The organism is Herbaspirillum sp. GW103, assembly GCF_000261365.1.
In the GTDB taxonomy this organism is placed as follows: domain Bacteria; phylum Pseudomonadota; class Gammaproteobacteria; order Burkholderiales; family Burkholderiaceae_D; genus Herbaspirillum.
Map to the genome: position 1 here is coordinate 792,158 of NZ_AJVC01000006.1, position 22,130 is coordinate 814,287.

At 63.7% G+C, this 22,130-nt stretch carries 23 protein-coding genes and 1 riboswitch; of the genes, 18 read left to right on the forward strand and 5 right to left on the reverse strand.

The genetic code is table 11. The annotated features are described in order from the left end of the window. Window positions 1-74: 74 nt before the first annotated feature. The gene (locus GWL_RS22165; protein ID WP_008334704.1) at window positions 75-1,472 is read right to left on the reverse strand and encodes a M23 family metallopeptidase; all 1,398 of its coding nucleotides are present in this window, start codon (window positions 1,470-1,472) and stop codon (window positions 75-77) included. A 242-nt stretch (window positions 1,473-1,714) separates the two neighbouring features. Here GWL_RS22165 and tyrS point away from each other — a divergent pair, with 242 nt between their 5' ends. From tyrS to purH, 7 genes are all read left to right on the forward strand, one after another. Continuing rightward, complete coding sequence (gene tyrS / locus GWL_RS22170) at window positions 1,715-2,986, forward strand: tyrosine--tRNA ligase (RefSeq protein ID WP_008334706.1); 1,272 nt, start codon at window positions 1,715-1,717, stop codon at window positions 2,984-2,986. A gap of 12 nt (window positions 2,987-2,998) precedes the next feature. Next, entirely contained in the window at window positions 2,999-3,481 is a 483-nt protein-coding gene (gene dtd, locus GWL_RS22175) for a D-aminoacyl-tRNA deacylase (protein WP_008334709.1), read from the forward strand. 87 nt (window positions 3,482-3,568) lie between these two features. Continuing rightward, window positions 3,569-4,216 (forward strand): YbhB/YbcL family Raf kinase inhibitor-like protein, encoded by a 648-nt coding sequence (locus GWL_RS22180; RefSeq protein ID WP_008334713.1) that lies wholly within the window; start codon window positions 3,569-3,571, stop codon window positions 4,214-4,216. A gap of 8 nt (window positions 4,217-4,224) precedes the next feature. After that, the gene (locus GWL_RS22185) at window positions 4,225-4,869 is read left to right on the forward strand and encodes a histidine phosphatase family protein (protein WP_008334715.1); all 645 of its coding nucleotides are present in this window, start codon (window positions 4,225-4,227) and stop codon (window positions 4,867-4,869) included. Between the two features lie 218 nt (window positions 4,870-5,087). Further along, window positions 5,088-6,107 (forward strand): tRNA dihydrouridine synthase DusB, encoded by a 1,020-nt coding sequence (gene dusB / locus GWL_RS22190; RefSeq protein ID WP_008334716.1) that lies wholly within the window; start codon window positions 5,088-5,090, stop codon window positions 6,105-6,107. Between the two features lie 172 nt (window positions 6,108-6,279). Then, complete coding sequence (locus GWL_RS22195; protein WP_006463627.1) at window positions 6,280-6,513, forward strand: Fis family transcriptional regulator; 234 nt, start codon at window positions 6,280-6,282, stop codon at window positions 6,511-6,513. Window positions 6,514-6,621: 108 nt separating this feature from the next. After that, window positions 6,622-8,193, forward strand: a complete 1,572-nt coding sequence (gene purH, locus GWL_RS22200) for a bifunctional phosphoribosylaminoimidazolecarboxamide formyltransferase/IMP cyclohydrolase (RefSeq protein ID WP_008334724.1) — start codon at window positions 6,622-6,624, stop codon at window positions 8,191-8,193. A gap of 80 nt (window positions 8,194-8,273) precedes the next feature. On the opposite strand, the gene GWL_RS22205 is transcribed toward purH, so the two are convergent. Continuing rightward, a complete protein-coding gene (locus GWL_RS22205; RefSeq protein ID WP_008334726.1) occupies window positions 8,274-9,302 on the reverse strand; it encodes a MerR family transcriptional regulator in 1,029 nt (342 codons plus the stop codon). A 96-nt stretch (window positions 9,303-9,398) separates the two neighbouring features. Between GWL_RS22205 and GWL_RS23175 the strand changes: the two genes are divergently transcribed. The 5 genes from GWL_RS23175 to ruvC are packed head-to-tail and all read left to right on the forward strand — an operon-like array spanning window position 9,399 to window position 13,356. Beyond that, entirely contained in the window at window positions 9,399-9,575 is a 177-nt protein-coding gene (locus GWL_RS23175) for a DUF2256 domain-containing protein (protein ID WP_081486114.1), read from the forward strand. An 11-nt stretch (window positions 9,576-9,586) separates the two neighbouring features. Beyond that, the gene (locus GWL_RS22210) at window positions 9,587-10,903 is read left to right on the forward strand and encodes an FAD-binding domain-containing protein (protein WP_008334731.1); all 1,317 of its coding nucleotides are present in this window, start codon (window positions 9,587-9,589) and stop codon (window positions 10,901-10,903) included. Further along, on the forward strand, window positions 10,896-11,309 hold the full coding sequence (locus GWL_RS22215; protein WP_008334732.1) for a thiol-disulfide oxidoreductase DCC family protein: 414 nt from the start codon (window positions 10,896-10,898) through the stop codon (window positions 11,307-11,309). Before GWL_RS22210 ends, GWL_RS22215 begins: the two co-directional genes overlap by 8 nt. Window position 11,310: 1 nt before the next feature. Continuing rightward, on the forward strand, window positions 11,311-12,777 hold the full coding sequence (locus GWL_RS22220; protein WP_008334733.1) for an FAD-binding domain-containing protein: 1,467 nt from the start codon (window positions 11,311-11,313) through the stop codon (window positions 12,775-12,777). Window positions 12,778-12,813: 36 nt separating this feature from the next. Further along, window positions 12,814-13,356, forward strand: a complete 543-nt coding sequence (ruvC, locus tag GWL_RS22225) for a crossover junction endodeoxyribonuclease RuvC (protein WP_008334734.1) — start codon at window positions 12,814-12,816, stop codon at window positions 13,354-13,356. On the opposite strand, the gene GWL_RS22230 is transcribed toward ruvC, so the two are convergent. Next, window positions 13,353-14,294 carry a DUF808 domain-containing protein gene (locus tag GWL_RS22230; RefSeq protein WP_008334735.1) on the reverse strand — a complete coding sequence of 314 codons (942 nt, stop codon included), beginning with the start codon at window positions 14,292-14,294 and terminating at the stop codon, window positions 13,353-13,355. The genes ruvC and GWL_RS22230 overlap by 4 nt on opposite strands. 114 nt (window positions 14,295-14,408) lie before the next feature. On the opposite strand from GWL_RS22230, the gene ruvA reads away from it, so the two are divergent. From ruvA to GWL_RS22250, 4 genes are all read left to right on the forward strand, one after another. Next, entirely contained in the window at window positions 14,409-14,987 is a 579-nt protein-coding gene (ruvA, locus tag GWL_RS22235) for a Holliday junction branch migration protein RuvA (protein WP_008334736.1), read from the forward strand. A 32-nt stretch (window positions 14,988-15,019) separates the two neighbouring features. After that, window positions 15,020-16,075, forward strand: a complete 1,056-nt coding sequence (gene ruvB / locus GWL_RS22240) for a Holliday junction branch migration DNA helicase RuvB (RefSeq protein ID WP_008334738.1) — start codon at window positions 15,020-15,022, stop codon at window positions 16,073-16,075. A 180-nt stretch (window positions 16,076-16,255) separates the two neighbouring features. Further along, entirely contained in the window at window positions 16,256-17,098 is an 843-nt protein-coding gene (locus GWL_RS22245; protein WP_034351620.1) for a 2-keto-4-pentenoate hydratase, read from the forward strand. 19 nt (window positions 17,099-17,117) lie between these two features. Next, window positions 17,118-17,573 carry a YaiI/YqxD family protein gene (locus tag GWL_RS22250; protein WP_008334744.1) on the forward strand — a complete coding sequence of 152 codons (456 nt, stop codon included), beginning with the start codon at window positions 17,118-17,120 and terminating at the stop codon, window positions 17,571-17,573. A gap of 11 nt (window positions 17,574-17,584) precedes the next feature. Here GWL_RS22250 and GWL_RS22255 read toward each other — a convergent pair whose 3' ends face one another. Next, a complete protein-coding gene (locus GWL_RS22255) occupies window positions 17,585-18,049 on the reverse strand; it encodes a DUF2147 domain-containing protein (RefSeq protein ID WP_008334746.1) in 465 nt (154 codons plus the stop codon). Window positions 18,050-18,204: 155 nt separating this feature from the next. Next, complete coding sequence (locus GWL_RS22260; RefSeq protein WP_008334748.1) at window positions 18,205-21,015, reverse strand: valine--tRNA ligase; 2,811 nt, start codon at window positions 21,013-21,015, stop codon at window positions 18,205-18,207. 157 nt (window positions 21,016-21,172) lie between these two features. Between GWL_RS22260 and GWL_RS22265 the strand changes: the two genes are divergently transcribed. Further along, window positions 21,173-21,424 carry a type II toxin-antitoxin system Phd/YefM family antitoxin gene (locus tag GWL_RS22265; protein WP_034351621.1) on the forward strand — a complete coding sequence of 84 codons (252 nt, stop codon included), beginning with the start codon at window positions 21,173-21,175 and terminating at the stop codon, window positions 21,422-21,424. Continuing rightward, window positions 21,421-21,834, forward strand: coding sequence for a type II toxin-antitoxin system VapC family toxin (locus GWL_RS22270; protein ID WP_034351622.1), 414 nt, complete (start codon window positions 21,421-21,423; stop codon window positions 21,832-21,834). Before GWL_RS22265 ends, GWL_RS22270 begins: the two co-directional genes overlap by 4 nt. 103 nt (window positions 21,835-21,937) lie before the next feature. After that, window positions 21,938-22,048: riboswitch (TPP riboswitch) on the forward strand. The last annotated feature ends 82 nt before the right edge of the window (window positions 22,049-22,130 follow it).

Here is a 22,130-nt window from a genome sequence, read left to right on the forward strand (position 1 = left end):
AAGGGCAGAAAAAGAAAAGGGCGGCCGCTGATTCTACAGCGCCGCCCTGGCAGGGGATATCGGACAGCCCCGGCTTATTTGATGGTCGCCAGCTTCACATCGGGCGCACCCGGCACACGCAGCATGGCCATGCGATGCTGCATCTCGGCCGCCACGGCACGGAAGCGCTGCATTTGCGGTCCCGTCAGGGCCTGGGTGTTGGGCACGTCCACCGACAGCGGATTGCGCGGCTGGTTGTTGACGCGGAACTCGTAATGCAGGTGCGGGCCGGTGGCCCAGCCGGTCATGCCGACGAAGCCGATCACGTCATTCTGGCTGACCTTCATGCCCTTCTTGATGTTGGGCGCGAAACGGCTCATGTGACCGTAGGCGGTGGAGTAGCCGCCCCAGTGCTTGATGACGACGATGTTGCCGTAGCCATTCTGCTGGCCGACGAAATCGATCACACCGTCGGCTGCGGCATGGATGGGGGTACCGGTCGGCGCGGCAAAGTCCACGCCGGTGTGCTGCTTCCACTTGCCGAGGATGGGATGCAGGCGCATCGAGAAACCGGAAGAGATACGCGTGAAGGCCAGGGGCGACTTCAGGAAGGCTTTTTTCAGCGACTTGCCATCGAAGGCATAGTAGCCGCCCCCGCCGGTCTTGCTGGCCGGGTCGCTGAACCAGACGGCCTGGTAGCGGTTGCCGGCATTGTCGAATTCACCGGCCAGCACGCGGCCGGTGCGCACCAGGTCACCGTTCTGGTAGTAGGTCTCGTAGACCACGTTGAAACGGTCGCCACGGCGCAGGTCGGAGGCGAAGTTGATGTTGGTGGCGAACATGTCCACCAGCTGCATCGCGATGGCGTCCGGGATCTGGGCCGCATCGGTGGCGGCGAAGAGCGAAGAGAAGATGATGCCGGCGCGCATTTCCACGCGGCGCTCCAGCACGGCGGGCTGGGCCTGGGCGGTGAGCTTGCCGTCGTGGCGCGAGATCACCAGGTTCTTGGGGGTGTCGCTGCCGTCGTCCAGGGTGGCGGAGAGCTTGACGAGCTCGCCGTTGTCATCGGTCTGCGCCACCACGCGCTTGCCGGGACGCAACTGCATCACCGTGCGCGCCAGGGTATCGGACTTGATGAAGGCGGTGGCCTCGTCGTCATCCACGCCCAGACGGTTGAGCAGGGTGGCCAGGGTGTCACCGCTGCGGACCTTCTCTTCGTTGACGTAATACTGCGAGCGTTCTTCCAGCGCGCTGATCTGCTGTTGCAGATTGGGCAGGGCCAGTTCCTTGGAGATCGGGTTGACCGGGGCATCGCGCAGGTCCGGCTCGGCCGGGGCGAAACCGGCGGCACCGATGGTGAAGGCGGCCAGGAACAGGGCGCTGGCGCCAATGATGCGGGTCTTGGGCGAGGAGGCGGCGACTTTGTGGTGGCAGGACTGCAACACGGAGAAGCACAGGGACGAGAGGTGCTTGAGTTTATCTTGTGGGAACATGCAAACCGAATACGTTAAAATCTGGCGTTTCCGTGGCGGATGGCGGGTATGGCTGCAATGCGGCGTTTCCTGTCCCCCACCGTGTTGCGCCCGCGAAACATCGCCTACGGGTCGATACGCTTTTTCTGCTGCTGAGCTTCTGAGGCCGCGTCCTGGCGCTGGGCAGAAAAAACGAAAGTCGGAATTATAGCAACACGGTTTAGCGGTCCTGTCCTACAAAAGCCTATTTTTTAGTTATATCGATGAACGCCGATCAGTCCACCTCCGCTGCTGCTTCTGCTGCCACGTCTGCAGCCCCTTCCCGCCTGCCCCTCACCGACAAGGTGCAGGAGGCGCTGGCCATTACCAAGCGCGGCATCGATGAGCTGCTCATCGAAAGCGAATTCGCGCAAAAGCTGGCGCGTTCCGAGCAAAGCGGCCAGCCGCTGCGCATCAAGCTGGGTCTGGATCCGACTGCGCCCGACCTGCACCTGGGGCACACCGTGGTGTTGAACAAGATGCGCCAGCTGCAGAACCTGGGCCACCAGGTGATCTTCCTGATCGGTGACTTCACCTCCATGATCGGCGACCCGTCCGGTCGCAACGCCACCCGTCCGCCGCTGTCGCGCGAGCAGATCGAGGTCAACGCCAAGACCTATTTCGCCCAGGCCAGTCTCGTGCTGGATCCGAGCAAGACCGAGATCCGCTACAACTCCGAATGGTGCGACGCCCTGGGTAGCCGCGGCATGATCCAGCTGGCTTCGCGTTACACCGTGGCGCGCATGATGGAGCGTGATGACTTCACCAAGCGCTTCAAGGAAGGTACGCCGATTTCGGTGCATGAATTCCTCTATCCGCTCATGCAGGGTTACGACTCGGTGGCCCTGAAGTCGGACCTGGAACTGGGCGGCACCGACCAGAAATTCAACCTGCTGGTGGGCCGCGAGCTGCAGAAGGACTTCGGCCAGGAGCCCCAGTGCATCCTGACCATGCCGCTCCTGGAAGGTCTGGACGGCGTGGAAAAGATGTCCAAGTCCAAGGGCAACTACATCGGCATCACCGAACCGGCCAACACCATGTTCGCCAAGGTGATGAGCATTTCCGACGTGATGATGTGGCGCTACTACGAGCTGCTGTCTTTCCGTTCCATGGCCGAGATCGCCGGCTTCAAGGCTGATGTCGAAGCCGGCAAGAATCCGCGTGACATCAAGGTGGCCCTGGCCCAGGAAATCGTGGCCCGCTTCCACTCGCAGCAGGCCGCCGAAGATGCGCTGGCCGACTTTGTCAACCGTTCCAAGGGCGGCATCCCGGACGATATCCCGGAAGTCTCGCTGTCGGGCGCACCGCTGGGCATCGGCCAGTTGTTGAAGCAGGCCAACCTGTGCGCCTCCACCTCGGAGGCACTGCGCATGGTGGAGCAGGGCGGTGTGCGTATCGACGGCACCGTCATCAGCGACAAGGGTTTGAAGGTCGAGGCCGGCCAGTGCGTGGTGCAAGTGGGCAAGCGCAAGTTTGCCCGCGTCACCCTGGCGTAAGCTGGAGCGCGCATGATCGCTCTCTTGCAGCGGGTCAGCCAGGCCGCGGTGGTGGTGGATGGCCAGACGCTGGGCAGCATCGGCACCGGGCTCATGGTGCTGGTCTGCGCCGAGCGCCACGACACCCCGGCCGAAGCTGACGCCCTCCTGAAGAAGCTGCTGGCCTATCGCGTCTTCAGCGACGAGGCCGGCAAGATGAATCGCAGTGTGGCCGATGTGCAAGGCGGCTTGCTGCTGATCCCGCAATTCACGCTGGCGGCCGATACCAATTCAGGCACGCGCCCCTCCTTCACGCCTGCTGCGGCGCCGGAACTCGGGCGGCAGCTGTTCGATCACTTCGTGGCGCAGGCGCGCGTGCGGCATGGTCAGGAGCGGGTCGGAACAGGGCGTTTCGGAGCCGATATGAAGGTATCGCTCATCAACGACGGTCCGGTGACCTTCTGGCTGCAGGTCAAGCCCAAGGCCCCGGCTGCCGATATGAACCTTGCTCAATAAATCCAGACCCGGCATTGAAGCCGGGCGGCGCGTCCCCAAATGGATCCGTAATGCGTGTTGAATGTGGCCTTACTTTTAGGAGGTGATATGAAATTCTGGAGCGATTCTTTCAAGGACGGTGCCAACATCCCCGGCGAATTCGCCTTTGCGGTGATGGATCCCAAGACCCACGTGGCGTTGTCTTCCAATCGCAATCCGCACTTCGCGTGGAGTGATCTGCCTGCCGGCACCAAGTCGCTGGCGCTGGTGGTGCACGATCCTGACGTGCCTTCGCGCGGCGACGACGTGAACCAGGAAGGCAAGACCGTGCCGCTGGAGCTGCCGCGCGTTGATTTCTATCACTGGACGCTGGTCGACATTCCTGCCAATGTCAGCCAGATCAAGGCCGGCCAGTTCAGCAACGGCGTGACCGCACGCGGCAAGCCGGGGCCGGCGGTGCTGGGCGAGGTCATGCCGGGGGCGCGCCAGGGTATCAACGACTACACCGGCTGGTTCGCCGGGGACGGCGACATGCGCGGCGACTACTTCGGCTATGATGGCCCCTGCCCGCCGTGGAACGATGCGCTGGTGCACCGCTACATTTTCACCCTCTATGCGCTGGACGTGGAACAGCTGCCGGTAGCCGGCAACCTGGAAGGATCGGTGGTCCTGACCGCATTGCGTGATCACGTGCTGGAGCAGGCTTCCATCACCGGCCTGTACACCCTCAACCCCAACGCGGTCCCGCGCAGCTGAACTGAAGCATGACCGAGATCCTGCTGATCCGCCACGGCGAAACCGACTGGAACGTGGACAAGCGCCTGCAAGGGCATATCGACATCGGCTTGAATGAGGCCGGCCAGCGTCAGGTGCTGGCGCTGGGCGAGGCGCTGGCGGGAGAGGGCATCGATGCCGTCTTCGCCAGCGACCTGCAGCGTGCGCGCGATACCGCCCAGGCCGTGGCGGGGGTGGCGGGATTGGCGGTGCAGATCGATGCCGGTCTGCGCGAACGCTGCTATGGCGCCTTCGAGGGGCTGCGCCATACCGAGATCGAGGTGCGCTATCCCGAGGCTTATCGCCAGTGGAAGGCTCGCGAACCAGACTTTCGTTATCCCGCGGGTGAGCGCATCGCCGAGACCATGCGCGAATTCTATGAACGTTCTGTCGCGGCGGTGCAGCGCGTGCTGGCCTCGGGCCGCTATCGCAAGGTGGCCATCGTCACGCATGGCGGCGTGCTGGAGTGCGTGCATCACTGGGCCAGCCAGACTTGCTTCGCCCAGCCGCGCACCTTCGACATCTTCAATGCCAGCGTGAACCGCCTGCACTGGGACGGCGAACGCGCCCACATCCGCTCCTGGGGCGAGATCGGGCATCTCCAGCGGGAGACGCTGGATGAGGTGGATCGTTGAGCTGCACTGTTGCCGGGAGGTATCTTTCCGGTCGTTTGATCTTGGCGGTTTGTTGGTTTTCCTGTCCGCTGATACGTGACATTGGCATTTCGCCAACAGTCCCTCCTGCCCAATAAATAATCAGCCCCAAAGATGTAACCGCGCCCGATTCTTGTTGGGCGAGGCTGGCAATCGCGCTAAAATAGCGCCCTTCCTCGAACCTCCCCCTGATCCACGTCGTGAACATTGGGCCCTATTCCCTGCGCAACAACGTGTTCGTCGCCCCCATGGCGGGTGTGACCGACCGTCCGTTCCGTCAGCTGTGCAAGCAGCTGGGGGCAGGGTATGCCGTGTCCGAAATGGCGGCGTCCGATCCGCGGCTGTGGCAGAGCGAGAAGACCTCGCGCCGCATCAACCACGATGGCGAGATGGAACCCAAGGCGGTGCAGATCGCCGGGGCCGATCCCGTCATGCTGGCCGATTGCGCCAAGTACAACGTCGAGCGCGGTGCGCAGATCATCGACATCAACATGGGCTGCCCGGTCAAGAAGGTCTGCAACAGCTGGTGCGGTTCGGCCCTGTTGCAGGACGAGGATCTGGTGGCGCGCATCCTGGACGCGGTGGTGTCGGCGGTAGATGTGCCGGTGACGCTGAAATTTCGCACCGGCTGGGACCGCGCCAACAAGAACGCCCTCAAGATCGCCGCCCGCGCCGAAGCCGCCGGTATCGCCATGCTGACCCTGCACGGCCGCACCCGGGCCGACGGCTACAGCGGTGAAGCCGAGTACGACACCATCGCGGCCGTGAAGGCCGCCGTGACGATCCCGGTGGTGGCCAATGGCGACATCACCACCCCCGAGAAGGCGCGCGAGGTCCTGCGCATCACCGGGGCCGATGCCGTCATGGTTGGTCGCGCCGCCCAGGGACGCCCCTGGATCTTCCGCGAGATCGATCATTTCCTGCGTACCGGCGAACACCTGCCGGCGCCGCTGGTGACCGAAGTGGCGCACCTGATGGAGGAACACCTGCAAGCCCACTACGCCTTCTACGGCGACTACCTGGGCGTGCGCACGGCACGCAAGCACATCGGCTGGTATGTGCGCGACCTGCCGGGCGGTGAGACTTTCCGCCGCAGCATGAACCGCATCGAAGACTGCGGCCAGCAGTTGCAGGCAGTACGGCAATTCTTTGCCGACCAGACCGTGCATGGCGATCGCCTGCAATACGGACTGGCCGACGAGGTGCCGCTGGCCGCCTGAAGCAACACGGCAGGACAGCACCACGGAACAGGGTATCGGATGCGCCGGCGCGAGCGGCAACGGCGGGCGCAATTGATCAACAACACGGCATCGCCACGCACGATCGCGCCCAGGGGAAATGGCGCATTCAAGCCTGCGAGGCGGCGCCGACAAGAACAGAAGCAACAAAGCAATGAGCAAAGAAAGTATCGAGGATGTCGTCAAGAAGAGCCTGGAAAAATATTTCCGGGATCTGGGTGAACAGCTACCGACCAATGTCTACGACATGGTGCTGGCCACGGTCGAAAAACCGGTCTTCGAGACCGTGATGGCGCGCGCCGAGGGCAACCAGTCCCAGGCCGCCGAGATCCTCGGCATCAACCGCAACACGCTGCGCAAGAAGCTGCAGCAACACGGCCTGCTGTAGCCGTCACCGACCATGCCGGCGCCGCATCGGGGGCGTCGGGATGAGGTGCGGATGCCGCTTCCTTCCACGGTTTTTCAGGTTTCCTTTTCCTTACCAGTCTTGCCTACCATGATCAAACAAGCACTCATTTCCGTATCCGACAAGGCAGGCGTGCTCGACTTTGCGCGCGCGCTGTCTGCCATGGGCGTCAACATCCTGTCCACCGGCGGCACCGCCAAGCTGCTGGCCGACAATGGCGTGCCGGTCACCGAAGTGGCCGACTACACCGGTTTCCCGGAAATGCTGGATGGCCGCGTGAAGACGCTGCATCCCAAGGTCCATGGCGGCATCCTGGCCCGTCGCGATTTCCCCGAGCACGTCGCCGCCCTGGAACAGCACGGCATTCCCACGATCGACATGGTGGTGGTGAACCTGTACCCGTTCCAGCAGACCGTGGCCAAGGACGAGTGCTCGCTGGAAGACGCGATCGAGAACATCGACATCGGCGGCCCGGCCATGCTGCGTTCTTCGGCCAAGAACCACAAGGACGTCATCGTCATCTGCGATCCGACCGACTATGAAGGCGTGCTGGCCGAGCTCAAGTCCGGCGGCGACCTGCCCTACGAAAAGCGTTTCGCGCTGGCCAAGAAGGTCTTCGCCCACACCGCGCAATACGACGGCGCCATCACCAATTACTTCACCTCGCTGGGTGAAGACAAGCAGCACAGCACCCGCAGCGCCTATCCCGCCACCCTGAACCTGCATTTCGAGAAGGTGCAGGACATGCGCTACGGTGAAAACCCGCACCAGAGCGCCGCCTTCTACCGCGACATCAAGAAGGTCGATGGCGCCCTGGCCAATTACACCCAGTTGCAAGGCAAGGAACTGTCCTTCAACAACATCGCCGACGCCGATGCCGCCTGGGAATGCGTCAAGAGCTTCGACCCGGCCACGGAAGCTGCCTGCGTCATCATCAAGCACGCCAACCCCTGCGGCGTGGCCATCGGCGCCAACCCGCTGGAAGCCTACAGCAAGGCCCTGCAGACCGACCCGACCTCGGCCTTCGGCGGCATCATCGCCTTCAACCGCGAAGTGGACGCTGCCGCAGCCGAAGCCGTGGCCAAGCAGTTCCTGGAAGTGCTGATCGCCCCGTCCTTCAGCGCCGAAGCCAAGCAGATCTTCGCCGCCAAGCAGAACGTGCGCCTGCTGGAAATCCCGCTGGGTACCGGCCTGAACGGCTATGACTTCAAGCGCGTCGGCGGTGGCCTGCTCGTGCAGTCGCCGGACGCCAAGAACGTGCTGCTGGCCGATGTGAAGGTGGTCAGCAAGAAGCAGCCGACCCAGCAGCAACTGCAGGACCTGATGTTCGCCTGGCGCGTGGCCAAGTTCGTCAAGTCCAATGCCATCGTCTTCTGCGGCAATGGCATGACCCTGGGCGTGGGCGCGGGCCAGATGAGCCGCATCGATTCGGCCCGCATCGCTTCCATCAAGGCGCAGAATGCCGGCCTGACACTGGCCGGTTCGGCCGTGGCCTCGGATGCCTTCTTCCCGTTCCGCGATGGCCTGGACGTGGTGGTTGATGCCGGCGCAACCTGCGTCATCCATCCGGGCGGCTCCATGCGCGACCAGGAAGTCATCGATGCCGCCAATGAGCGCGATGTCGTCATGCTGCTGACCGGCACCCGTCACTTCCGTCACTGATTGCGGCTTGCTGCAAAAACGACGCCCGGCTTCATGCCGGGCGTTTTTGTTGGTGCCGCGTGCGCCGTGCCAGGCCGGTTTCAACTGTCCTCGGTGATGAATCCTTCATGCAGGGCAATTCGCGTCATGGCTGCTTCAAAACGCTGGCGTGATTCCGAGGTCAGCTGTTGCAGGTATTGATGCAATTGCGCGTCAGCCACGTTGCGGTTGGCACACTGGGCGCTGTAGCGCTCGAACTGCGACAGCTGCATCAGCAATTCGGCCACGTGGCGCGGGCATTCACAGGCCACCGTGGTGGACTGGTTGGCGAAGGCGATCAGTTGGTTGTCATCCCAGCGGCGCGGTGGCAGGGACTTGTCCTCGCCTGACGCATCACGCCCCGGTGAAGACAGCGCCGCCAGGCCACGCAACCATTGCAGGATCACCACATCCGGCTGGGGCGCGCGCAGCAGGCTGATGCCGACCGCCGCCAGGGTCTCGCACACGGCCTCGCTGGCAAAACCGTACAGTACCGCCATCGGCAGCCCGCTCAGGGCCGGCGCCGAACTCTCCAGCGCGCCCAGCCAGCCGGCGTGCAATTGCGGCTCATGCAGCAGCAGGGCATCGACTTCCTCCCGCTTCAAGGCCATGGCCGCCTGCTCGATGCTTTCGAACGGGCCCAGCAATTGCAGCGGCCGCCCCAGGCGTTGCAGCAGACCCGGTTTGTCCAGGCGCTGCGCCAGGGTAGAGCCGATCACGGCCAGCCGCCACTGGCCCTGCGCTGCCTCCGGCGGCGTGGGGCGCGCGGCGTGCAGTTCGGCGTGGGTGGCGGCGACCTGCTGGAGCTGATCCATGTCCAGCCCCGCCAGACTGCCGATGGCGTGACCCAGTTCAGTCAACTGCCGGATCAGCGCCAGACGCCGTACGTCGGCTTCCGAATACAGTCGCTGACCGCTGGGGGAGAGCTTGCCCTGGGTCAGGGCATAGCGGCGCTCCCACACCCGCAGTGTGGCGACCGGCATGCGCAGCATGCGGGCCACCGCGCCCGTGCGGCGCAAGGCTTCACCGGCGGGTTTGTCCGCGGCCGCGGCAGGGGACGTGGCGGGCGTGGTCGAATTGGCAAGGCTCATGGCTTCCTCCTATGAATCATATTTGACACAGATTATAAATGCTAAATCTGCGTCATGAGTCAAGTGTGACGCATTTATTCGGTACAATTCTGCGTCATGAAACCCAAAAGCCAGATCAGCGGACATCGCGGCAACAAGGCGCACTTGCCCAGCAAGCCCTGCGCCGTGTGCGGCCTGCCCATGACCTGGCGGCGCGCCTGGGCGAAGAACTGGGAGGAGGTCCGATACTGTTCCCAAGCCTGTCGCCGCAAGCGCGTCCATCCTGGTCTTTGAGGAGTCGAGCCATGTACCGCAAACATCAATTCGACCTGATCCTGGATATGCCTTCCCCGGAAGACTGTCCCGCTGCTTCCCCCGCCCCCGTAGACCGGCTGGCCCAGCCCCTGGCCTTGCTGCCCTTGCTGCCGACCCTGGCCGCCGCGCGCGAACGCATTGCCGCCGTGCGACCGGGGGCTTACGCACGCACCCGCAACAGTCTCGACGGTGCCGTGACCGGGCTGTCGCCCTATCTCACGCACGGCCTGGTCAGTCTGCGCGAGGTCTTGGCCGGGGTATGCCGCCGACAGGCGCTGGATGTGCAGCACAAGTTCGTCTACGAGCTGGGCTGGCGCGCCTTCTATCGCTACGTGTGGGCGCGGCGCGGGGCGCGCATCTTCGATTCGCTGCACGCCGGGCCACTGCCGGAGTCGGCTTACGCCCGCGAGCTGCCAGCCGACATCCGCGAAGCCGCCACCGGCCTGCCCGTCATCGACCAGGCCGTGCGCACCCTGTATGCCACCGGGACCCTGCACAATCACGCGCGCATGTGGCTGGCCAGCTACGTGGTGCATCTGCGCAAGGTCCATTGGCGCGCCGGTGCAGACTGGATGGTCGGCCATCTGCTGGATGGCGACCTGGCCAGCAATCACCTGAGCTGGCAGTGGGTGGCCGGTACCGGCAGTCACAAGCCCTATCTTTTCAATGCCGAGAACGTGGCCAAATACGCACCGTCCGAATGGCACAGCCCGGGTACGGTGGTAGATACCTCCTATGAAGCTTTAGGCGAAATTGCTCTCCATCCCGACCCGGTGGCGGCCGAACCGGCCCAGCGCATGCGGGAGCGCTGCAAGGAGCCGGCACTGCTGTCAATGCCACCTGAATATTTGGGCAGCATTGCGCCCGAGCCTGACGCCGTAGCCGGACGGGATGTCTGGCTGGTTCATCCATGGAGCCTGGGCGAGTTGCCCGCCGATCTGTCGCCCGATACGGTAGTGGTCGGTCTTTATCTCTCGGACTTCCATCTGCTGTGGCCCTGGGACCAGCGTCGCTGGGCCTTCGTGGGAGCGCGCATGCGTGAGCTCACGCCGCTGTGCTGGCATGGCGATGCCGCCACCGTCGGGCGCGCGCTCAAGGCGGCGCGCAGCGTGCGTTGCCTGGCCGATCCGCATCTTGCGCCCTGGCTGCCGCTGTGGGCGCAATGTGTGGCGCCGCCGGACCTGTTCCCGGTGGTGGACAAGCCCAGTGACCTGTTCACGCAATGGTGGCGCCGCAGTACCCAAGGTCTGCAGACGGCTGCCGAGCTGCTGGCGCGCACCGAGCGCAGGGAGCGGCGCGATGGCTGATGCCGATCCCAAGCCACGGGACGAACTGACCGTGCTCTACGATGGCGCCTGTCCGCTGTGCCGACGCGAGATCAGCCTCTACCAGCGTGGTGCGCAGGAGGCTCCCCTGCGCTTTTGCGATATCAGCCGTACCGACGTGTCCCCGACCGATCTTCCGGCAGGGTTCACGCGCGCGCAGCTACTGGCGCGCTTTCATGTGCGTCGAAGCGATGGTGTGGTCTTCAGCGGTGCCGAGGCCTTCGTCCAGTTGTGGGCGAGCTTGCCGGGCTGGCGCTGGCTGGCCGGGCTGGCGCGCCTGCCCGGCATGTTGTGGCTGATGGAACGCAGCTATCGCGCTTTCCTGCAGGTACGCCCGGCCGTGCGGCGGCTGGTGGTGCGCCTGGAGCGCCGCCGCGAAAGAGGCTGACGTGGCTGTCGGCCTGGTCTGGTTCAAGCGCGACCTGCGCCTGCGCGATCATGCGGCGCTGGCCGAGGCTGCGCAGTGCGAGCGCGCCTTCGCGGTCTTCATCATCGAGCCCGCGTGGTTGCAGAGTGTTGAATGCGATCCGCGCCATGTGGATTTCCTGCTGCGTTCGCTGGCGCCCTTGCAGCGGGAATTGCAGCGGTGCGGACTGCCGCTGCTGGTGCGGGTGGGCGAGGCGGTGCAGGTGCTGGAGTCCTTGCGCCGTGCATGGGGTGTCACCCATCTGTTCAGCCATGAAGAAACCGGCCCGGCGTGGAGCTATGCACGCGATATCTCGGTCAATCGCTGGTGCCGCATCCAGGGCGTGCAATGGCTGGAGTGGCCGCAGACCGGCGTGGTGCGGCGCCTGCGCAGCCGCGATGGCTGGGCTGCGCGCTGGGTGCGGCGCATGGAGGCGCCGCAGGTGGGCAATCCTGTCGGCTTGCGCGCGCCTGCGGGCATGCAGCCGGACCGTCTGCCGACGCTGACCGAACTGGGTTTGCCCGAAGTCCGTCTGCAACCGCCTGCCGGCGAGGCGGCAGCGTGGGACACCCTGCGCGCCTTTCTCGGTGGTGGTGCACGGGATTACCGGCGCGGCATGTCCAGTCCGCTGACCGCACCCGACGCCTGCAGCCGACTCAGCGCGCATCTGGCCTTCGGTACCATTTCCATGCGCAGCGTGCATCAGGCCACCGAGCTGGCCATCGAGCACACCGCCGACCGCGAGCTGGCCTACGGCCTGCGCGGCTTCTCCAGCCGCCTGCGCTGGCATTGCCACTTCATGCAGAAGCTGGAAGACCAGCCTGATATCGAATGGCGCAACGTCGCGCGTTCGCTGGATGGCTTGCGCCCCGGTGATGGCGGTCCGTGGGGCGTGGAGGCGCAGGCGCGTTTCGATGCCTGGTGCGAAGGCCGAACCGGTTATCCCATGATCGACGCCTGCATGCGCCAGCTGTGCGCCACCGGCTGGCTCAACTTCCGCATGCGCGCCATGCTTGTCAGCTTCGCCGCCTACCACCTTTGGTTGCACTGGCGTGCGCCGGGGCTGTTCCTGGCGCGGCAGTTCCTGGATTTCGAACCGGGCATCCACTGGAGCCAGATGCAGATGCAGTCCGGCACCACCGGCATCAACACGCTGCGCATTTATTCACCGGCCAAGCAGGCGCGCGATCATGATCCGCTGGGCGAGTACGTGCGGCGCTGGGTGCCGGAATTCGGCACGGCGGCTTATCCCGATCCCATCGTGGATGAGAAGACGGCGCTCAAGCACGCCAAGGACGCCCTCTACGGCCAGCGCAGCAGCAGTACTGCGCGGGCGGAAGCCGACGCCATCCAGGGCAGGCATGGTTCGCGCAAGAGCGGCCTGCCGTCGACCGCCCGGCGCCCGCCACGCCAGAAAATGCCGGATCCGGGGCAGGGCGTCTTGTTCTGACGCGAGATGCCCGCCTGATCGGTTAGACTGGCGGGCATGAAAATCCTCGGTATCGACCCTGGCTTGCGCACCACCGGTTTCGGGGTCATCCACAAGCAGGGCAACACGCTCTCCTATATCGCATCCGGCACCATCAAGACCCCGGACGGCGACCTGCCTTCACGCCTGAAGGTGATCCTGGCCAGTGTTGGCGAAGTGGTGAGGTCCTATGCGCCGGACTGCGCCGCCATCGAAAAAGTGTTCGTCAACGTCAATCCGCAATCTACCCTGCTGCTGGGGCAGGCGCGCGGCGCGGCCATTTGCGCGCTGGTGGCCGCCGACCTGGCAGTCGCTGAATATACGGCCCTGCAGGTCAAGCAAGCCGTAGCCGGCCATGGACGCGCCCAGAAAGCGCAGGTGCAGGAGATGGTGGCGCGGCTGCTGAAGCTGCCCGGCCTGCCGGGTACCGATGCCGCCGATGCGCTGGGCGTGGCGATCTGCCATGCGCATGGGGGAGGGGTCCTGTCGGACCTTGGCGCGCTGGCCCCGGCGCTGGCGCGCAAGGGCATCCGCATGCGCGGCGGGCGTCTGGTCGGTTAGGCTTGCTTTTTGAAGAGGGACAGCACGCGCTGCACCAGCTTCACGACTACCAGCACCACTGCACCGGCGACTATGCCGAAGACGGCATTCAAGACCGCCGGAGTGATCGCCCCGAGGGCCGGCCCGACTACCGCGATACCCTCCACGGCGTGCGCCGCCGCCTCGATGGCGTGATGCGCGAAGGGCAGGCCATGCGTCAGGATGCCGCCGCCGACCATGAACATGGCAATCGTGCCGATCACCGACAGGCTGCGCATCATCTTCGGTGCGGCCGCCAGGACGGCCCGTCCGATACCGGCCTTGAAGCGTCCCCAGGCGCTCGCGCCTGCGTGCTGCACCAGGTACAGGCCACCGTCATCGAGTTTGACGATGCCGGCCACCAGCCCATACACGCCCGCCGTCATGATCAGTGCGATGCCCACCAGCACCGTGATCTGCTGCTGTAGCGGTGCACCGGCGACCGTGCCCAGTGTGATGGCGATGATCTCGGCTGAAAGGATGAAGTCGGTGCGCACGGCATCCTTGATCTTTTCCTGCTCGTAGACCAGCGGGTCGATGTCGTCGTCGGTCCTGGCGGCGACTTCATGATGTTCGTCATCATGCGGAAGATACTTGTGGGCCAGCTTCTCGAAGCCTTCGAAACAGAGGAAGGCACCGCCCAGCATCAGCAGCGGCGTCACCGCCCAGGGGATGAAGGCGCTGATGGCCAGCGCCGCCGGTACCAGGATGGCCTTGTTCTTCAACGAACCCTTGGCGACCGCCCAGACCACCGGCAGCTCCCGCTCGGCGCGTACGCCCGCGACCTGCTGGGCGTTGAGGGCCAGGTCGTCGCCCAGCACGCCAGCCGTCTTCTTGGCGGCCACCTTGGTCATCAGGGAAACGTCATCGAGCACGGTGGCGATGTCGTCAATCAATGCGAAGAAGGCGCTACCGGCCATGTTTTTCCTTTGTCTTCATCTAAGGGGGGGAGGCTTGGATACTGTTTATCCGAACAGTGCTGTATCATCGCGGGATTATCACAGAAGCTGCCTCCCACGCACATCCCTGACGCCATGATCGGTCGCCTCTCCGGAATTCTTTTGGAAAAAATCCCCCCGAACCTGCTGGTCGACTGCCAGGGCGTCGGTTACGAAGTGGCCGTGCCCATGAGCACCTACTACAATCTGCCGGGCCTGGGCGAGAAGGTTACGCTGCTGACCCACCTGGCCATCCGTGAGGATGCCCATATCCTGTTCGGGTTTGGGACCGCCGAAGAACGCAATACGTTCAAGGAGCTCATCAAGATTTCCGGCGTGGGTGCGCGCACGGCGCTGTCCATTCTCTCGGGCATGTCGGTGGCCGACCTGGCCCAGGCCGTGACCCTGCAGGAAGCCGGCCGCCTGACCCGGGTGCCCGGCATCGGCAAGAAGACCGCCGAACGATTGCTGCTGGAACTGAAAGGCAAGCTCGGCGCCGATCTGGGCGCGGTGGCCGGCGTGGTCCACAGCGATGCCTCGGCCGACATCCTCAACGCCTTGCTGGCACTGGGCTATTCGGACAAGGAAGCGGCCCTGGCCATGAAGCAGGTGCCCAAGGACAGCAGCGTCTCGGACGGCATCAAGCTGGCTCTGAAGGCGCTCTCCAAGGGCTGATGCACAGGCAAAAGGCAGACAAGGATTAGAGCATGAGCATCCAGACCGACGATTTCTCCGAACAGCGCATCATCTCCGCCACTCCGGCTTCGGCCAACGAGGAAGCCATCGAGCGTGCGCTGCGGCCCAAGCAGCTGGACGAGTACGTCGGCCAGGAAAAGGTGCGCGCCCAGCTCGAAATCTTCATCTCGGCCGCCCGCAAGCGTGGCGAGCCGCTCGACCACACCCTGCTGTTCGGCCCGCCCGGCCTGGGCAAGACCACCATGGCCCACATCATCGCCCGCGAAATGGGCGTGAACCTGCGCCAGACCTCAGGCCCCGTGCTGGAGCGCGCCGGCGACCTGGCCGCGCTGCTCACCAATCTCGAAGCCAATGACGTGCTCTTCATCGACGAGATCCACCGCATGTCGCCGGTGGTGGAGGAAATCCTCTACCCGGCACTGGAGGATTATCAGATCGACATCATGATCGGCGAAGGCCCGGCCGCCCGTTCGGTGCGCCTGGACCTGCAGCCTTTCACGCTGGTGGGTGCTACCACCCGTGCGGGCATGCTGACCAATCCGCTGCGTGACCGCTTCGGTATCGTCGCCCGGCTGGAGTTCTATACCCCGCCCGAGCTGGCCCGCATCGTGACCCGCAGCGCCGGCTTGCTCAACGCCCCCATCGTCGAGGAAGGCGCGCTGGAAATCGCCCGCCGCAGCCGTGGCACGCCGCGTATCGCCAACCGCCTGCTGCGCCGCGTGCGCGACTATGCCGAGGTCAAGGGCGAAGGCCGCATCACCCGCGAAATGGCCGATGCCGCCCTGGTGATGCTGGACGTGGACCCGGTCGGGTTCGACCTGATGGACCGCAAGCTGCTGGAGGCGGTGCTGTTCAAGTTCGGCGGCGGCCCGGTCGGGCTGGACAACCTGGCGGCCGCCATCGGTGAGGAACGCGACACCATCGAAGACGTGCTGGAACCCTACCTGATCCAGCAGGGCTACCTGCAGCGCACCCCGCGCGGGCGCATCGCTACCGGCGCGGCTTACCAGCACTTCGGCGTGACCGCACCGCAAACCGGTCCGAATGGTGAGCTCTGGGGCGGCTGAGCTCGGCCATTCTCAAGCTGGACAGGACTGTTGCAGCCAATGGAAAACAGCATGACGCGCAGCAGCACGATCTGATGAAATTTTTGTCAGATCTCGTATAAAAGCGAGTTTTTGCTTGTGCAAAAATTAATCGTCATCGACAATGGATAGCTATTCACTATCTTTCGATGTGAGCCCTCCATGCTAATGTCGAGCCAAGCCCTTCGATACGCGCATCAGCTGCTGGATGCCCGCGCCCAGTCCCGGATCATCCCGCGCATTTCCGAGTCCGAACCCTTGTCGGTGGAAGACGCCTACGAAATCGCCCACAACATCCGCAATATCCGTGTCGCCCAGGGCGAGCAGCCCATAGGCCGCAAGATCGGTTTCGTGGTGCGCAAGAACTGGGAGCGCTACGGCATCATCGATGAAGCGCGTATTCCGACCTGGGCGCCGATGTATGACGCCACGGTACGCTTTGCCGAAGACAACCACGGTGCGCAGTCGCTGACCGGTGCGGTGCAGCCGCGCATCGAACCGGAGATCGTCTTCAAGCTCGGCAAGACCCCGGCACCGGGGGCCTCGCTCATCGAGCTGGCCGATTGCCTGGAGTGGATGGCGCATGGTTTCGAGATTGTGGTCTGTCCCTTCCCCAACTGGGAATTCACGGTAGCCGATTCGATTGCCGCCTTCGGCCTGCATGGCACGCTCATCGTGGGCGAGCCGCATGTGCTGTCCTCGGCGACCAGGCACCACCTGCCGCAGATCCTGGCCAGCGCCAGCGTCTCCCTGTCCTGCAACACGGAATCGTCCAGCGTGCTGCGCGCCGCCGGTTTCTGCAATGACGAGATGGATAGTCCCCTGCATGCCCTGTGGCACCTGCACCAGCTGTTGCAGAAGCAGAGCCGCTTCCGCCAGTTGCAGGCCGGCGAGATCATCACGACCGGCACCTGGACCGACGCCTGTCCCATCGAGCCGGGCCAGACCTGGACCACGGCCTTCTCGGGCGTGACCCTGCCGGGCCTCACCGTTTCCTTCGTCTGAACCGGGCGACGCCGCGCTGATGGCCATCTGGGTCGATGCCGACGCCTGTCCGGGCGTCATCAAGGACATGCTGTTCCGGGTGGCCGACCGCACCACGATCATCGTGACGCTGGTGACCAACCGGCCATTGCGTACGCCTCCTTCGCGCTATATCAAATCCATGGTGGTCCCTGCCGGTTTCGATGTGGCCGACAAGGAAATCGCCCGCCAGGTTGAACCCGGCGACCTGGTCATCACCGCCGACATCCCGCTGGCCGCCGATGTGGTGGCCAAGGGCGCACTGGCGCTCAATCCTCGCGGCGAGCTTTATACCGCCCAGAACATCGGCCATCACCTCAGCACCCGCAATTTCATGGAAGAGCTGCGCAGCAGCGGCATCGAGACCAGCGGCCCGGCCGCCTTCAGCGCCAGCGACGGTCGCGCCTTCGCCCGCGAGCTGGACCGTTACGTGCTCAAAGCTTCACGTCCGGCCTGAGTGCAACGGCCTTACTGCTCCCGCAGCCAGGTCTGGGTGCGGCCCAGTATCGGCATGCCGACATAACCGCGCACATTGAGCTTTTGCCCGTCATCGACCACTGACAACTTGCTCTTGTAGACCTTGCCATTGGCCGGATCGATGATCTGTCCACCGTTGTACTCGTCCCCATCCTTCTTCAGACCCGACAGGATGGTCATGCCAATGACCGGCTGGTCCTTCAGCTCGCCCTCGCACTTCTGGCAGACCGGGTTCTGGTCTTCATCTGGTGCACGGAAGAGCTTTTCGATCTTGCCGCTCAGTTCACCGTTGCTTTCGCTGATGCGGATGAGCGCTTTGGGCTTGCCGGTGGCGTCATCGATGCTCTTCCACAAGCCCACCGGCGAGCCATCGGCCCAGGCGGCTGCACTGGAAAGCAGGGTGGCGGCCAGCAGCGATAGCGTGGCCAGGCGGGAAGGGGAGGAAATACGGTTCATGCTTGTCTCCTGTTATCAAGTCGAATGCCATAAAAAAGCACGATTGTTCTAATTTATTCGATCCAGTCTAGACAAGCCCGCCGCGCAAGGCAAGCACAAAAAGCAAAAGCCGCCGCCCCGTGAGGGACGACGGCTTCATCAAGAAACAGGCCGGCTTACTTCAGCTTGGCCAGCTGTTCCTTCACCTTTTCCAGCGTAGCGCTGAAGTTGGCGACACGTTCCTTCTCCTGCGCCACCACCGCCTCTGGCGCGCGCGCCACGAAGCTTTCGTTGGACAGCTTGCCGTTGGCCTTGGCGATCTCGGCGGTCAGGCGGGTCACTTCCTTGCCCAGGCGCTCACGCTCGGCGGCCACGTCGATTTCCACCTTCAGCATCAGCTTGACTTCGCCGACGATGGCCACCGGTGCGGGTGACTCCGGCAGTTGCGCCACCACCGTCGCTTCCGACAGGCGCACCAGGCCTTGCAGATAAGGCAGGAAGGATTCCACTGCCGACGCATCGGCGGCTTCCACGATCAGCGGCACGCGCAGGGAAGGCGCCAGTTGCATCTCGCCGCGCAGGTTGCGGCAGGCATCGGTGTAGGCCTTGAACTGGGCAACCCAGGCTTCGGCTTCGGCATCGATCTTGTCCAGGTCCGGGCGCGGATAAGCCTGGCGCATGATGGAGTCGCCCGCCGGATCAGGCTTGCGATCGGTCAGCGGGGCCACGCTTTGCCACAGCTGTTCGGTGATGAAGGGCAGCACCGGATGGGCCAGGCGCAGCACGCTTTCCAGCACGCGCAAGAGGGTGCGGCGGGTGGCGCGCTGCTGCGCTTCGTTGCCGCTCTGGATCTGGGCCTTGGCCATTTCCAGGTACCAGTCGCAGTACTCGTCCCAGACGAACTTGTAGATCGCGGTGGCGATATTGTCGAAGCGGTAGTCTGCAAAGCCCTTTTCAACCTCTGCTTCGGTACGCTGCAGCAGCGATACGATCCAGCGGTCAGCCTTGGAGAATTGCAGCTTCTCCTTGTCGCAGACACCCTTCTCGTGGCCGTCGAAACCACAGTCCTGGCCTTCGGTATTCATCAGCACGAAGCGGGTGGCGTTCCACAGCTTGTTGCAGAAGTTGCGATAGCCTTCGCAGCGGTTCAGGTCGAAGTTGATGTTGCGGCCGAGGGTGGCCAGCGACGCGAAGGTGAAGCGCAGCGCGTCGGTGCCGAAGGCCGGGATGCCGTCCGCAAATTCCTTGCGGGTGGCCTTCTCGATGCTGGCCGCCTGCTTGGGATTCATCAGGCCGACCGTACGCTTGGCCACCAGTTCATCCACGCCGATGCCATCGATCAGGTCGATCGGGTCCAGGGTGTTGCCCTTGGACTTGGACATCTTCTGGCCCGAGGCATCGCGCACCAGGCCGTGAACGTAGACGGTATCGAAGGGCACCTTGCCGGTGAAGTGCGTGGTCATCATGACCATGCGCGCCACCCAGAAGAAGATGATGTCAAAGCCCGTCACCAGCACCGAGGAGGGCAGGAACAGCTTGTAGTCCGGCGTTTCTTCCGGCCAGCCCAGGGTGGAGAAGGGCACCAGCGCCGAGGAGAACCAGGTGTCGAGCACGTCTTCATCGCGCTTGACGGACTTGCCGCCGGCTTGCTTCTTGGCTTCTTCTTCGGTGCGGGCAACATAGATGCCGCCATCCTCGTCGTACCAGGCCGGGATCTGGTGGCCCCACCACAGTTGGCGCGAGATGCACCAGTCCTGGATGTTGTTGAGCCACTGGTTGTAGGTGTTGGTCCAGTTCTCGGGCACGAACTTGATCTCGCCCGAGGAGACTTTTTCCAGCGCCGTTTCGGCAATCGACTTGCCGGGGAAGAAGGTCCCTTCCGGCGCCGGCTTGCTCATGGCGACGAACCACTGGTCGGTCAGCATCGGCTCGATCACCACCCCGGTACGGTCGCCACGCGGCACCATCAGCTTGTGCGGCTTGACCAGTTCCAACAGGCCCAGCGCCTCCAGGTCGGCCACGATCTGCTTGCGCGCCTCGAAGCGGTCCAGGCCCTGGTACTTCTCGGGCGAATTCTCGTTGATGGTGGCCTTCAGGGTGAAGATGCTGATCTTTTCCAGGTTGTGGCGTGCGCCCACCTGGTAGTCATTGAAGTCGTGCGCCGGGGTGATCTTCACGCAACCGGTGCCGAATTCCTTGTCGACGTATTCATCCTTGATGATGGGGATTTCGCGGCCCACCAGCGGCAGCTTGAGCATCTTGCCCACCAGCGCTGCGTAGCGTTCGTCAGTCGGGTCCACTGCCACGGCGACGTCGCCCAGCATGGTTTCCGGACGGGTGGTGGCCACCACGATATGGCCGCTGCCATCGGCCAGCGGGTACTTGATGTGCCACATGGAGCCGTCTTCTTCCTCCGACACCACTTCCAGGTCGGAGACGGCGGTGCCCAGCACGGGGTCCCAGTTCACCAGGCGCTTGCCACGGTAGATCAGGCCCTGCTCGTAGAGGCGCACGAAGACTTCGGTGACGGCCTTGGACATCTTCGGGTCCATCGTGAAGTATTCACGGGCCCAGTCGGTGGAGGCGCCCATGCGGCGCATCTGGCCGGTGATGGTGGAGCCGGATTTTTCCTTCCACTCCCACACCTTCTCGACGAATTTTTCACGGCCCAGGTCGTGGCGCGAGACCTTCTGCGCATCCAGCTGGCGTTCCACCACGATCTGGGTGGCGATGCCGGCGTGGTCGGTACCGGGGATCCAGGCGGTGTTGTAGCCGCGCATGCGGTGGTAGCGCGTCAGGCCATCCATGATGGTCTGGTTGAACGCGTGACCCATGTGCAGGGTGCCGGTCACATTGGGCGGCGGCAGCTGGATGGAAAACGAGGGCTTCTCCGCGTCGGTGGTGGCGGCGAAGTAACCGCGCTTTTCCCATTCCTCGCGCCAGAATTTCTCAATCTCGGCGGGCTCGAACGACTTGGCTAATTCCATGATTTGACGTGTGTTTTTGCGAAACCCAACATTATAAGGGACGGATAGTACAAAGCCCCAAAACGTCGCCGCGAGCCGGCGAAGAATTCCGGTACCAGCGGTGTTTGCAAACGAATGCTGCTATGATCTGACCTGTCTGGTCAGATTGGAGGTATTCATGCGTACATGGCAAATACAAGAAGCCAAGGCTCAGTTTTCGGAACTGGTGCGGGATACGGAGCGCTCGGGTCCGCAGGAAATCACCTGGCACGGTCGCTCAGTAGCGGTGGTCATGTCGAAAGCCGACTATGAGCGGCTCAGCGGCGCAAATTTGACCTTGGTGGAATTTATGCGGCGTTCGCCGCTTTACGATGCAGATGATGTTGAATTCGAGCGTGATACCAGCCTGACGAGGGAGGTTGACCTTTGAGTTATCTGCTCGACACCAATGTCCTGTCGGAACTGCGTCGCCGTGAGCCCAATCCCCGGGTCGTGGAATGGTTTGCGCGCAGACCTCCGGCAACCTTGTACCTGAGCGTCCTCACCATGGGCGAAATACGAAAAGGTGCCGATAACAAGCCGCCGGGCCCTGCAAAGTTGCGCTTGATGGACTGGCTGGAAACTGAGTTGCCCGCCTATTTTGCCGGAAGGATCTTGCCGATTGATGTTGTCGTGGCAGACCGATGGGGGCGCATTCAGGCGGAAGCGGGGCGTCCGGTTGCAGCGGTTGACAGCCTGTTGGCGGCCACTGCACTCGTACACGGACTGACCATGGTGACCCGCAATCGCAAAGATTTTCAGTTCCCGGGTCTGCAAGTGATCGATCCTTGGGCTGAGTGAAAATGCTGCGCTGCACACCCAGCCCATCTGAAATGAAACCTTGTTCCTCACGCCGATTGGAGTAGAATCCGGCCCACGACAAGGACTGCGCAAGCAGCCCGCGTCGCATCGCTAGGGGTCCTGGCACCGGAGCACATGCTCTGGCAGCCGGGTGAGAAATACCCTTGAACCTGATCTGGATAATGCCAGCGAAGGGAAGCAACCGGCAGCATGACGCACCCACGGCCCTGTATCACCTCCACGCCGTCCGTCCTCTTCCGCAACCTCCTTTGCTGGCTCCGAGCCAAGAGTCATCA